At 42.9% G+C, this 13387-nt stretch carries 13 protein-coding genes; 4 read left to right on the forward strand and 9 right to left on the reverse strand.

All coding sequences use genetic code 11. The features are described from left to right. Positions 1 to 2: 2 nt before the first annotated feature. On the reverse strand, positions 3 to 2234 hold the full coding sequence (locus tag ICN29_RS03590; RefSeq protein WP_216129797.1) for a chemotaxis protein CheA: 2232 nt from the start codon (positions 2232 to 2234) through the stop codon (positions 3 to 5). 148 nt (positions 2235 to 2382) lie between these two features. On the opposite strand from ICN29_RS03590, the gene ICN29_RS03595 reads away from it, so the two are divergent. Continuing rightward, on the forward strand, positions 2383 to 4011 hold the full coding sequence (locus tag ICN29_RS03595) for a methyl-accepting chemotaxis protein (RefSeq protein WP_216129807.1): 1629 nt from the start codon (positions 2383 to 2385) through the stop codon (positions 4009 to 4011). Positions 4012 to 4148: 137 nt separating this feature from the next. Here the strand turns inward: ICN29_RS03595 and ICN29_RS03600 are convergent, their stop codons facing one another. After that, a complete protein-coding gene (locus ICN29_RS03600; RefSeq protein WP_216129809.1) occupies positions 4149 to 4631 on the reverse strand; it encodes a disulfide bond formation protein B in 483 nt (160 codons plus the stop codon). 172 nt (positions 4632 to 4803) lie between these two features. Here ICN29_RS03600 and ICN29_RS03605 point away from each other — a divergent pair, with 172 nt between their 5' ends. Continuing rightward, on the forward strand, positions 4804 to 5580 hold the full coding sequence (locus tag ICN29_RS03605; protein WP_216129811.1) for a ferredoxin--NADP reductase: 777 nt from the start codon (positions 4804 to 4806) through the stop codon (positions 5578 to 5580). Between the two features lie 48 nt (positions 5581 to 5628). On the opposite strand, the gene ICN29_RS03610 is transcribed toward ICN29_RS03605, so the two are convergent. The 7 genes from ICN29_RS03610 to accB form a co-directional block, all read right to left on the reverse strand. After that, positions 5629 to 5799: a hypothetical protein gene (locus ICN29_RS03610; RefSeq protein ID WP_216129813.1), complete on the reverse strand. Its 171-nt coding sequence runs from the start codon at positions 5797 to 5799 to the stop codon at positions 5629 to 5631. A gap of 81 nt (positions 5800 to 5880) precedes the next feature. Continuing rightward, the gene (locus ICN29_RS03615; RefSeq protein WP_216131975.1) at positions 5881 to 6639 is read right to left on the reverse strand and encodes a TSUP family transporter; all 759 of its coding nucleotides are present in this window, start codon (positions 6637 to 6639) and stop codon (positions 5881 to 5883) included. Beyond that, positions 6636 to 7412 carry an ABC transporter ATP-binding protein gene (locus ICN29_RS03620; protein WP_216129815.1) on the reverse strand — a complete coding sequence of 259 codons (777 nt, stop codon included), beginning with the start codon at positions 7410 to 7412 and terminating at the stop codon, positions 6636 to 6638. The genes ICN29_RS03615 and ICN29_RS03620 overlap by 4 nt, the downstream gene beginning before the upstream one ends. A gap of 41 nt (positions 7413 to 7453) precedes the next feature. After that, positions 7454 to 8227, reverse strand: coding sequence for an ABC transporter permease (locus tag ICN29_RS03625; protein WP_216129817.1), 774 nt, complete (start codon positions 8225 to 8227; stop codon positions 7454 to 7456). 6 nt (positions 8228 to 8233) lie between these two features. Continuing rightward, positions 8234 to 9517 carry an ABC transporter substrate-binding protein gene (locus tag ICN29_RS03630; RefSeq protein ID WP_216129819.1) on the reverse strand — a complete coding sequence of 428 codons (1284 nt, stop codon included), beginning with the start codon at positions 9515 to 9517 and terminating at the stop codon, positions 8234 to 8236. Between the two features lie 60 nt (positions 9518 to 9577). Next, positions 9578 to 11035: a pyruvate carboxylase subunit B gene (locus ICN29_RS03635; RefSeq protein WP_216129821.1), complete on the reverse strand. Its 1458-nt coding sequence runs from the start codon at positions 11033 to 11035 to the stop codon at positions 9578 to 9580. Continuing rightward, positions 11035 to 11613 carry an acetyl-CoA carboxylase biotin carboxyl carrier protein gene (gene accB, locus ICN29_RS03640; protein ID WP_255538050.1) on the reverse strand — a complete coding sequence of 193 codons (579 nt, stop codon included), beginning with the start codon at positions 11611 to 11613 and terminating at the stop codon, positions 11035 to 11037. The genes ICN29_RS03635 and accB overlap by 1 nt, the downstream gene beginning before the upstream one ends. 112 nt (positions 11614 to 11725) lie before the next feature. Here accB and ICN29_RS03645 point away from each other — a divergent pair, with 112 nt between their 5' ends. After that, a complete protein-coding gene (locus ICN29_RS03645; RefSeq protein WP_216129823.1) occupies positions 11726 to 12538 on the forward strand; it encodes an IclR family transcriptional regulator in 813 nt (270 codons plus the stop codon). A gap of 16 nt (positions 12539 to 12554) precedes the next feature. Next, positions 12555 to 13385, forward strand: a complete 831-nt coding sequence (locus ICN29_RS03650) for a 3-oxoadipate:acetyl-CoA acetyltransferase (protein ID WP_216129825.1) — start codon at positions 12555 to 12557, stop codon at positions 13383 to 13385. Positions 13386 to 13387 lie beyond the last annotated feature (2 nt).

A 13387-nucleotide genomic window follows, 5' to 3' on the forward strand; every position in this document is an offset into this window, starting at 1 on the left:
ATTCAATTGGGCAAATATAAATCGATTACTTTTGGATATTCGTCAGACTCTTCCTGAATATTGTGCATAACAAGCACCTCTTCTAAGTCCAGCACATTGATAACTTGATCATTGTAGATAATGCAACCATTTAAGCCCCGCTGTGGAGTAGAAAGTTCATGCAGCTTAGCGGGTACTTCAATGATATCGGTTACCTGTTTCGCAACCAAGCCATATAAACGGTCTCGATAATGGCAGGTTAAAACAGGAGCATGAGCATGATGCAAGTGGGAATCCTTCGATCCTCCGCTCACATAATGATCTAGCCGGACTAAATCCATGAGTTGCTCATTAAAATAGACCACTTCACGGTTACCGTTTTGTTGAATTTGAGATGGATCTAATTTAATAATATGATCAATTGAATCTAAAGGTAAGGCAATTTTATTTAAGCCTGGAATCTCAAATAGGAGTACTGAAATCATCTCCTCAACAACTGGCACATAAAGCTCCTCCTGCCTGATTGGGTTGGCTTGCAAGCGTTCAACCAGACCTGATTTACGGGCGATGCCATCAATATCTAAAATAAGGGCAACCTCACCATTACCCATAATAGTGGCGCCTGCAAAATTAGACATGTCCCTTAATAACTCTCCCAAAGGCTTAATCACAATATCTTGAATATTGAGGACCTCTTCCACCACCAATCCAAACAAAGTGCCGTTAAAGTTAAGCACTGCTATAAAGAGCTTCTGCTTTGGTTTAAGAGGGCTGGCAGGCAAATTAAGCTGTTCATTTAAAAATAATAAGGGGATTAATTTATCTCTCAAGCGGAAGGTAGGTGTGCCATAAAAATCCTCAATACCGTTATGAGGCTGATTTGGCGCAAAGCGCACTAATTCTAAGATGCGATTTTGAGGGATCAAGAATATTTCCTCTGCGCACCTGATAAACAGAGTTGGCAAGATCGCCAATGTGAGTGGAATTTTCAACCTAACATGAGTACCCTCATTAGGGACACTCGTGATTTCAATACTACCGCCAATATTTTCAATATTGTTTTTCACAACATCCATACCCACCCCTCTTCCGGAGAGATTGGTTATGGTGTCACGAGTAGAAAAACCTGGTAAGAAGATTAAATCAATCAACTCTTTATGATTGAGAGCGTGTGCTTTTTCTGCACTGATCAAGCCGCGAGAAATGGCATGTTGCCGAACACGCTCATAGTCGACCCCTGCACCATCATCAATCACTTCAACAATCACTGTACCGTTTTGGTGGGCTGCACGGAGAATCAAATAGGCAAGTTCTGACTTACCCTTTTCTAAACGAATTTCTGGGGTTTCAATGCTGTGATCAATACTGTTTCGAATCAGATGGATTAATGGATCTCGAATACTATCAAGCAAGATGCGATCCAATTCGGTTTCAGAGCCTTCCTGCAAAAGTCGCACCTTCTTGCCACATTCAGCAGAGACGTCTCGAACCAGACGAGGAAACTTATCCCAAATATGATAAATCGGCTGCATCCGCATTTTCATCATGCGCTCTTGCAGCTCTAGGGTTAATAGATCGATGCTGCGTACTGCACTAGTGAATAACTTATCAGTAGATTGTTGCGAGAATGGGAGCAAGCGATTACGCGCAAGCACCATCTCACTAGCAATATTCATTAACTTATCGAGAACTTCTGGATTTACTTTGACCGGGACAACAACCTCTTGTCCGGTAGTATTGGTTAAAACTGGTTCAGAAGGCTCCGAATACTCCATCTGAATTTCAGGCAAAGGTTGTGACTCATTTTTTGATGGCTCCTCAGGCGCCTTATTTGGCATTGGAGAAATCGTTTGATCGGTCTGTTTAATTGCCGCTGGTTCTAAATTAAGCAAAACTGCAATAAGCTCCTGATCATCTCCTTCAGGCTCTAAATGATTGGCTTCTACTCCCTCAATAATGCTCCGGAGAATGTCATTCATCTCTAGCAAGCGAGTTGATTTATCGAAATCTAATTCAGCCTGACCAGCACGAATTTTGCCTAATAAGCTCTCACCTGCATGGGAAAGCTTCTCTAGGCGCTTCAGAGCAAAAAAGCCGCTACTCCCCTTAAGGGTGTGTAAACCCCGGAAGATATTCCCCACTAAAGCCTGATCTCCAGGGTTTTCCTCTAAGCGGACAAAATCACCATCAAGTCGATCAATGATTTCCCGGGCCTCCAGGATAAATTCAGCGAGGATTTCGTCGTGATTTTCCATATAAGGTAATAGTAATAGACATTTATTTGGGCGGGCGGATAAAATAGGGAGCTAATGAGATATTAGCTTATATTAGGCAATAATCACATGACTAGCCTCATCCTATAGCCCGCCTTACGCATGAACCTTCTACAGGAAGCCCTACTGAATGTTTCGCAACTTTTTAGATAAATTCGAAAGACAATCTACCGTCAAAACTAAGCTGCAAGTAAGCTTTGGTCTGATTCTATTTTTTACTCTAATAGTCGGCGTTATTTCGATCTACGGCTACTATGTCATCGGTAAAAGCACTGACTGGCTATACGTGCAAGGCACAAGAGGAATTGAAGAATCAAAGCAATTACAAATTGAAGCGTTAGCTTTTGATATCGAATTAAATCACCTACTACTTTCCTCAACCCTTCCGAATAAAGCTGAGGGTCAAGCATTACGCGAACAGTCCCTAGCAAATATTGAAAAGCTAAGAACCAACTTAGAAAAGACAATCAAAGTTGTTGATGCAAACATTATTCGCTCTAAAACAAGGGTTGAATTTAATGAGTTAGTTGAAGACTTTGATATTTACTTAATAGCAATCGAGCAGATCGCTTTACTTGAAAAAGGTTCGCCATCTGCAGCAACAGCTATGTATTTTAGTGAAAAGTTTCAAGGCTTTAAACCGCGCATTACAAAAGACCTTGAGGACTTTGTAGACGCTAAATTAGAAAGCGCTAAGCTTTTCTATCAAGCAGCTGAGGAAGCCAAGTATTACGGAATCATTTCTACGCTTGTCACCATTATTATCTCGGTCTTACTTAGCATTCTGATTGGCATTCGCTTCAGGCAGTCTATTATTAGCCCTCTCCATAAAACTAAAGATGCTCTAAATGCTTTGGCTGAGTCTCGTCTCAATACCACTATTGAAGGTCTAAATTACGCAGGCGTCGTAGGTCAAATCGCCCAGTCGGCTCAAAAACTGCAAAATAATCTTCGTGGAGCCATTCAGGAAATTAGCAGTAATTCATTGATGATTAGCGCGTCCTCTGAAGAGCTTGCAGCGGTGAGCGCCCAGTTAAATGCAAACGCTGAAGAAACCTCATCTCAAGCCAATGAAGTTGCGCAGTCCTCCGATATTGTCAGTCAAAATACCCAATCAGTTGCTGCTTCTACAGAAGAATTTAGCGCCAGCATTCGTGAGATCTCGATTAATGCCATGGAAGCCTCTCGTGTTGCTAATCAGGCCGTCACTATTGCCAACAGCACTAATCAGCAAATGTCTAAGCTTAGTAATAGCAGTATTCAAATTGGAGAGGTTGTTGCTGTTATTGCTGATATTGCTGAACAAACAAATCTATTAGCTCTTAATGCAACCATTGAGGCGGCTCGTGCTGGAGAGCTAGGCAAAGGCTTTGCCGTTGTTGCAAACGAAGTGAAAGAGTTGGCCCGCTCTACCGCTAAAGCCACCAATGAAATTGGCCAATCAATTGATACGATCCAATCTGATGCAAAGGGCGCTATTGAATCCATTGCTGAAATTACTCAGATTATTAATAAGATAGATAACATCTCTAGCATTATTGCTGCAGCAGTTGAGGAGCAAGCCGCAACAGTGAGCGAGATTTCTCGAAATATTTCTACTTCTGCAAGTAGCTCCGCCAGAATTACAGAGACTGTAGAGGCTGTTGCCCTTGCCTCACGCGGAATCTCTTCGGGATCTTCTGAGATCCAGAATTCCTCTGCTGAATTGGCTAGAGTGGCTTCTAAGCTAAAGGATTTGGTATCTAAATTTGAGTGCTAAGCTCATTTAGCGAAAGTTAACAAAGGGCATCCAATGGATGCCCTTTGTTTTAACAGCATTAGCCATGGCTATATCAATATGATATTTAGCAGAATATGCTGGATTACGCCTCCTGTAAAAGAAAAGATTGTGATGAGTTAAGGATGAGATTTTCTAAAGAATGTGATGAGCAAAATGAACAACAGCACTACAAACCATAATAAAGACCACTCGGGCACTTGTAGTCCAAGGATAGCCGGTAGCTTTGCTGAACATAAGCCATCTGCTTTAAATAACCATGGCAAGCCTTGTGCTAATTGAAATTGATTAATCCAAGTTTCAAGGGGATCAATGCCACAAGATATTTCTGGGTGAGATAAAAGCCATACCTGGCGCGCAGCCACAGATAGGCCGTATGCCGCAAATAATGTAGCTAGCCCATGAAACAGCTTTCTCAAGGGGCTAATACCGGCTGCTAAGAAGGAAGAAATCGCAATACCGAGATAGCCAATTCTCTGCAAAATACATAATGGGCACGGCAAGAAACTGACCTCTTGGTAGCCCACTTGCTGGAGAATGACCGCAAAAACTACCAATGCAAGACTAAATAAGGAAATGCATAAATAGTGTATTGAGCTCATCAGAACATCATAGCCCTTTCAGAAAAGTCCGATTCAATCAGGGTTCTTATTACCAAAAATTGGATACATATCACCACTTAGTCCTATTTGTGGGGGATTTACCCAAAAACTAGGGCTCAGGAATGGGATAATTAACAATTGTTAAAATTAAGACTTTTCATTACAAGCATTTATGGCCGCATATAACACCGAAACTGTTCTCACTGTTCACCACTGGAACGACACCCTATTTAGCTTTACCACTACCCGCAATAAAGGCCTGCGTTTTCGTAGCGGCCATTTCTTGATGATCGGGCTAGAGGTTGAAGGCAAGCCTTTAGTAAGAGCGTATAGCGTTGCTAGCCCAAATTATGAAGAGCATCTCGAGTTCTTAAGCATTAAGGTTCAAGATGGCCCTCTAACATCACGTTTACAAAAAATTCAGGTGGGTGATCCGATTCTTGTTAGCGAGAAGTCTGTTGGCACCTTAGTCATTGACGACTTAAATCCTGGCAAACACCTTTATCTATTTAGTACTGGTACTGGTTTGGCGCCATTTATGAGCATCATTCGTGACCCAGAAACCTATGATAAGTTTGAAAAGGTTGTTTTGATTCATGGTGTGCGCTTGGTTAGCGAGCTGGCTTATGGTGAATATATCAAGAATGAACTCACGCAAGATGAATACATCGGTGAGATCATCCGTGAGAAGCTGATCTACTACCCCACAGTGACAAGAGAGGCATTCAAACACACTGGACGCCTTACTACCGCTATTGAATCTGGCCAACTCTTTCAAGATATTGGTTTACCTCCACTTGATCCATCAGTAGATAGAGCGATGATCTGTGGCAGCCCTTCTATGCTGAAAGAAACGGCTGAGATGCTTGATGCCAAAGGCTTTAAAGTCTCTCCTAGCCTTGGCCAATTAGGCGACTATGTATTTGAACGCGCGTTTGTGGAGAAGTAATCCCTTAGCTATCCAAAAAGGTAGGCAATCAGACTGAAATTCAGGCCGTTAATCTTCAATTTGAAAATATACTTTTTCACTTGCCGCTGAAATTGCTTCCGCACTTGATAGAGCACTTACAGACTGATCGATCCCCTTTGATGAAATAAAGGTTTTTTCTGTGGTCAGAAAAACTACTTCAGCTTCAGTATCTTGCTTGTTTTGAACTATGTAAGCCATATCGCACTCCCTCATTTGATCCGGTGTGCTTACAGAATAGGTTGTATTGATATCCCTGGGAAGAACATCTATTTCATATGCTTATATCGATTCAAATATAAACAAAAACAGTAAATTAAAGCCTGCATTTGCGATCAGAAGCAATAAGCAGAGTCTTTTCAAGGCGTTATCAGATACCGTATGAGCCTCTAAAACACGTTTAGCCAAGATCATTCCCAGCCAATAGGAGGGAATCGCAAGCAAAAGATAGGCAAACCAATCAAGCCCTCCCCCCATTGAACTTGCAGCAATAATCGCGAATACAGAGATGCCAGAAATAAATTGGGATAACAAAGAGCGTGTTCTATCGAATGCTTTATTAATTGAATTGAGATACAAGGCAGCCGGCGGCCCACCAATTCCACACGAACCTAATAATAGCCCCGATAAACTGCCGGCCAATCCATCCAAAGCGTTAGAGCTATTTAATCGAACATGGGGCTTGAGCAATAAGTAACTCGCAAAAAACATCACTACTGCGCTTGTAGAAAGCTTGAGTATGACTAGTGGTATAAATCTAGCCAGCCAAATGCCGATCGGAAGAAAAACTGCTGCAAAAAATAACATGAACCAAAGTTGAGGTCGATCTTCTGCATGTACTTTCCATTGGCGAGAAAGCAAAACGCCTCCAAATATTTCTGAGCACATGACGATAGGAATGAGAAAGGGGATCGGAAACATCCACATCAAGAGCGGCGTCATGATGAGCGCCCCTCCAAAACCGCTTAAGCGCCTAATGAACCCCCCAAGAACTGCCGCAAAAATGAATAGGCAGATTAAAGGCAGATTTTCAAAAATCAGATAGCCTCACTAACATCATGCTCACCAGCAATCAAATCACGAATCTGGCGACGGATTGCTAGATAAGCGGGGGTGTCCTCGATCATTCTGCGCGGCTCCGGAACTCGGATGATTTCCTTTACCCTGCCAGGGCGGCGCGTCATCACCACAATGACATCAGATAGATTGATCGCCTCTTCGATACTATGCGTTACGAGCACAACCGTTTTACTCTCTTCATGCAAAATCCGAATCATTTCAGCCTGCATCATGGCTCGATTTTGAGCATCCAGAGCAGCAAATGGCTCGTCCATCAAAAGAACAGTGGGGTCGACAACTAACGCCCTAGCAATAGAAACCCGTTGACGCATACCGCCTGATAATTGATGCGGATAATGATTGATAAATTGACTAAGGCCTACCAAAGCTGCAAAACGAGTCACAATTTTCTCGATTTCTGCAGCACCAGTACCTTTAACTTTTAAACCAAATGCAATGTTGTCATGCACAGTCAGCCATGGAAATAAAGCATAGTCCTGAAACACCATCGATCGATCAGCACCAGGACCATGAACCACTTTGCCAGCGCACTCGATTTGTCCAGCTGTCGGCTCCTCAAAGCCAGCAATCAAATTCAGTAAGGTAGTTTTGCCGCAACCACTGTGACCTAGGATTGAGCAAAACTCATTTTTCTGAACCTCTAGGGAAATATCATCAATCGCCAAGACTTCTTGCCCCTTGGCATGCATTGAAGGATAAATTTTTCTGATGTGTTCTACTTTAAGTGCGAGCATTAGTTTGTATATTTGAATGATGAATAGATAATGTTTAAGGCTTAAGCATTAAGTGCTCTAGACCATGGCATGAGTTTCTGAGCTCTGTATCGAATGAGCCTATCCAAACATAAGCCAATCACTCCAATAGCCAACATACCAACTAAAATATAATCCGTCCGCAATACAGTGCGGGCATCATTGATTAAGAATCCAAGGCCAGAATTGGCGCCCACTAATTCAGCTGCTACTAATGCCATCCAACCAACCCCCAAGCCAATGCGAATACCAGTAACGATCTGGGGTAAAGCTGCACGCAAAACAACGTGAGTGATGACCCCCCAAGAGCCGGCTCCCAGGCACCGAGCTGCACGAATCAGATTGGGCTCTACGTTCTTCACCGCATCAATCGTATTTAAGAGGATAGGAAAAAATATCCCTAAAAAAATAATGAATTGATTCTGAACATTACCAACGCCGAACCACAAAATGCTTAATGGGATCCAGGCAATAGGCGGGATTGGACGCAAAATTTCAACGATGGGATCAACTTGCTCATTCACCCATTTAAAGCAACCCATGACTATTCCCAAGGGAATCGCAACAGATGCATAGCAAAAAGCTATGAATTCTCTGGATAAGCTATCGATTAAATGTTTCCAGATTTCTCCAGACTTCATTAATTCATAACCGCCTTGTGCCACTCCCGAAGGAGGTGGCAACAAGGTAGCTTCTGTTTTATCCAAAATAAACCGACTGGCATATTCCCAGGCAGCAAGCAAAATAATCAATAAAGCTAAACGACGAAATTGCTTGAAAAAATTTAATATTTGCATAACGCCTTATTTTTTGTATACCTTGCCATCAAAAGACCAATCTCTGGTGAGATCGCCTTTTTCAGGGAATGCCTGCGGTTTAGACGTATTTAATGGGTTCATATAAGTTGGATATGGAGTCTTATCCATCGGTGCAGACCAATCAGCCGGCAAAAATGGAGGTCGAGTAATGGTTGCCCAACCCAACTTTTCAAAAGTCTTATCCATAAAGCGAGTATCCACAGCACGTGCAAAATCAATACCGGTTAACTTATTCTGAATACGCTTATTCTCATATAGCCATGTGTAAATTGGCTCATTTGCACGACCCCAGAATACTGGGATTGGGTAAATGTAGTTAGGCTTGTATAGCAAGTTATATGCTGAAATTTGCTGACGCAAGATCTCTTTTGAATAATTCTTCAAATTCGGATCTTCCTGCATCACATCTACCGCAGCATCTGGATTTTTTCTAATCCAAAGAGTGGCTTCAGCAATTGCATCAGTAAATGCCTGTACTACATCAGGTGCGTTATCAATCACTTCCTGACGCACATAGAATGTACCTTCATAAATATTGTACGGAAAGCTATCGCTGATAATTCTGGCGTTCTTACGTTCTTTAACCATGATGGTTGGGGTTGGATCCCAAGGCACCACCGCATCAAGACCTTTAGGCATCGCCATTTGCTCACCCGGAGGCATATTCTTCAAAATGATGTCTTTACCAATCTCAATGCCATTGGCTTTAGCAGCAGCCTGAATATAGAACTCGGCTGAAGAACCCGTCACAATGCCGATGGTTGCAGGTGGATTCGATCCCTTGAAGTCCTTGAATGACTTAATTTTTGAATCCAGCGGCACCAGCACAGCATGCATCAAGTTGGTATTGATTACTGCGATCGTCTTCACCGGGATATTTTTATCAATCAGCGATGTGAATGGGAAATTTCCGCCATTACCAAACTGGAATCGACCAGAAATGATCACTTCATTAATTGCAGGCCCAGATGGGAATGCCTGTAATTTAGACTCAATGCCACGCTTAGCCAATAGACCTTTTTTGTCCATGACTAAGTTAATCGTATTTTGACCTGACCATGGTGGTTGGAATGCAATCTGCAATGGCCACCAACCTTTTTCCTTAAGCCAAGCCACCGATTTTGCTGAAACTTTTTCATCCGCACCTTCAGGCCAACCGTAATCATTGAACTTGGCACTATTTTGAGCCATCGACAGCATTGGGGCTCCTGAAAGCATTGCAACAGCTAGTACTGAAAAGATACGACGCGACGCATTAAATTGTTTCATTACGATCTCCTTAATAATGGAATTGCTTGAATTTCATACCAAACAGCGAACGTCTAAAAGCTAACTCGTAAAGCTTAACTCAACACCACCTAATCTAGTTCTAATTTTTCCATACTCTTTTTTCATCACCAAATACTTCACCAATTCCGTAAAGGGCTGTAAAGCAGGCCCCTGCTTCAAGGCTTCTTGAGCGCCATCCCTTAATCCTAAAGCAAGATTTTCAGGATAAAAAGCATGCAGACTTAATTGCTGCTTACTGATTGAGCGCCCCCATTTTTTCCTCAATCCGGGCAAGGCTGCTTGAATTAACTCACCTGGCCTTCTTGAGGCATCGTAATCTACCTTGGCGCGAGTCATCACTTCTGCACTAGGCGTACCAGCTAATTTTCCATAATGCCCTTTGAGATAAAGCTTAATCTCATCAGGAATTGTTTTATAGCGCTCACCCTGCATGACATTCAAGACGGCCTGCGTCACTATATATTGTGCAAATGGGCTAACCAGGATGGGGTAGCCTAAATCCTCACGCACCCTTGCTGTCTCTTCCAAGATCTCTGCCTCCCTATGGGAGATACCCATAACTGCTAATTGAGCGCGTAAGTTTGAAATCATTCCACCTGGAATTTGATGTTCATATAAGGCAGGGTCATAAGTAGCCATCTGTCCGCGAGAAAAATGATCACGTGAGCAGATCCAATCAAAATACTCATCTACCTTTTCCAATGCAGCCAGATTCATCTTGGGCGCCCTTCCCAGTTTTTGTGCGCTCGCGTAAACATCTAGTACTGATGGTAATGAAGCCCCATTCGCTAAGCAATTAGTAGCTACATACCCATACGAAAAACCAGCCTTTATAGCCTCTTCATAAACTTGAGGCGCTAAGCCAGATTGGCAGTGAGAATGTAACTTAATAGGAATACCCTTAGCAGCAGTAACAATAGCTGGAAAAAGCGTTACTGCCCGCTCCGGAGTTAATAAGCCCGTGGGATCTTTTACAGAAATAAAATCGACTCCTAGTTTCACAAGCTCACGGGTACGGGCAATAAAGTAAGCATCGTCATGCACTGGGCTTAAGGCGTAGGTGAGCATTGCATTAATCAGCATGCTATTTTTCTTACCAGCCTTCACAGATGATTCGATATTGCGATTGTCATTTAAGGCGTCATATACCGTTAGCACCTTGACGCCTGACTCTGCAAGTAATTCAATATTGAGAGCGACGACATCATCTGGAAATAATTCAAAGGTATAAATACTTTGACCACGTGTTAAGGCATCAGTAGGGGTCGCCAGTTGCTTGCTTAGAAACTCCATACGCTTCCAAGGGTCTTCTCGCAGGAAACGTACCATCACATCAAATACTGCACCTCCCAATACATTGATATAACGATAGCCAGCCTGATCTATATCCGCTAAGGCAGGATACATATGGGGAGTAGTCATACGAGTAGACCAAAGACACTGATGCGCATCGCGCAGGGTGACGTCAATTAGCTCAAAAGGTTTTTTAACGGCCATCAAGAAACCTCAATCACCATCAGAGCTTGGCCTGCTTCAATATTTTCGCCATCCTCAACCAGAATTCGTGAGACAGTGCCGCTGCATTCAGCAGGAATCGTATTCAGTAATTTCATTACCTCAACAATACAAACGTCTGTATCCGGCTTCACGCGCTTACCTACCTCAACAAAGGGAGGCGAACTCGGGCTAGGTCTGCGATAAAAAGTTCCAATCATGGGGCTTGTAATCAAACGCTCAGAGGCCGAGATTGCGAATGGTGCCGGAGTGCTTACTACAGCAGAAGGATTCACAGGAGCTGCTGAATTTACTTGAGGGGCTACAAAGTTGGCGACACCTGAAGATGACGGTGAACCGACAGAAATCTCAATTTCAAATTCATCTGTCTTATAAGCAAAGCTAGTAAATGTTCCAGCATCCTTGATTAAGGCAACAATCTCCTTCACCTGTTTCATTGTGAATTCAGGCGGCACCTTAACGGTATTTACAGCCTTTTTCTTAGGCAAAGCCGCAGAACTTTTATTCAAAGTCTTAGGCTTTGCTCTCGCTTTAGAAGCGGGCTTCTTTTTTGTTTGCATTGTCTCTTGTTTTTAGTTAATATTTTCTCTAATGGAATTTAAAGTATCATCTGATGAAATGCTTTAAGGGTAAACACTTAAAATCGCAAATATCTCCAAAAAACCTCAATAAATGTCACAAAAGCTATCCCGCATCACCCCGCCTTCGGAAATATTCGAAGAATCAGCCAAATCCAGCATGGCGGAGAAGGTTTTACTGATACTGGAGACCATTGCTCAATCTGAATTTCCGCTGACCCTGGAAACCATTTCTACCAGCACTCACTTAGCGAAACCTACTGCCTTTAGATTGTTAAATACTTTGGTGACACAAGGCTTTATAGAGCGCGATCCCAATGGTAGGCGTTTTCAGCCAAGCGCGAAGTTACGTATCCTTGGAATCAATATTCTTTCTGTAGATTCGATTCGCTCACAACGCGTAGCAGTCATGAAACGTTTAGTTGAAGAAATTGGTGAAACTTGTAACTTCAATATTCTCGATGGCAATAAAGTCATGTATCTAGATCGAGTTGAAACGAGTGCCCCCATCCGCCTTCACGTTGACTTAGGAATGCGTGTACCTCTTCACTGTACTGCTAGTGGCAAACTATTTCTGTCTGGGATGACCGAATTACAAGTCAGAAGATCTTTGGGAAATGAGCCTTTTGAAATCTACACAGACAAAACGATCCTGAGCTATAAAAAGCTTTTCCCCGAACTTGAAAAGATTCGTCAAGATGGCTATGCCCTTGATGAATCCGCCTTTCTAGAGGGATTTATTGGTATCGCAGTACCCGTAATGAACTCAAAACAGAAAACCTTTGCGACCATTACGGCGCATGGGCCAGCGCCCCGTATGCAAGAAAAATCAATTGAATTCTATATAGGCCCCTTACAACAGGCCGCAAGAGATATTCAAAATAGCCTCTCAGAAACCAGTACTTAAACTTAATGGAGTAAATATGACTACCCCAGTAATTATTACCGTAGCAATGACTGGTGCAATTCCGCGCAAGAAAGATTGTCCAGGTCTTCCGGTGACGACATCTGAACAGATAGAAGAAATCCATAAAGCATATGAGGCAGGCGCAACACTGGCCCATATACATGTTCGCAATCCAGATGAAAGTCCTAGCTCTGACCCAGACTTATATGCAGCCGTACAAGTAGGTATTCAGAAACATTGCCCTGGAATCATTGTTCAATTTTCTACGGGTGGTCGTGGACGCGATCAAGCAGCTCGCGGTGGAATGTTGTTTCATCGTCCCGATATGGCCTCGCTAGCAACTGGTTCGGTGAACTTTCCTAACGGTATTTATGAGAATCCACCAGAATTTGTTGATGGTCTGGCTGGTGAAATGCTCAAGTACGAGATCAAGCCTGAAATTGAAATTTTTGACTTGGCTATGCTTTATAACGCTGCGAACTTAATCGAACGGGGCCTCTTAAAAGCCCCTGCTCACGTTCAATTTGTGATGGGCATCCCTAATGCCATGCCCGCAAGACGCTCAATCCTAGAATTTTTGATCTCAGAATTGAAAGTAGTCATGCCAGATGCTACTTGGTGTGCAGCTGGGGTAGCGCGCTATCAACTACCGGTGAATGAATGGACGCTGGAGTTGGGCGGTCATGTGAGAACTGGTCTTGAAGACAATACCCGCTTTGATAAAACCAGGCTCGCTAAAGATAATGCCGAATTAGTCGCACGTTTAGCCGAAATGGCGCCTGCGTATAACCGCAGTGTTGCAACGCCAGCCCAAGCACGTGAAATTTTAGGATTAAGAAAACACTAAAT

It is taken from the genome of Polynucleobacter nymphae (assembly GCF_018882155.1).
GTDB classification, from domain to species: Bacteria; Pseudomonadota; Gammaproteobacteria; order Burkholderiales; family Burkholderiaceae; genus Polynucleobacter; species Polynucleobacter nymphae.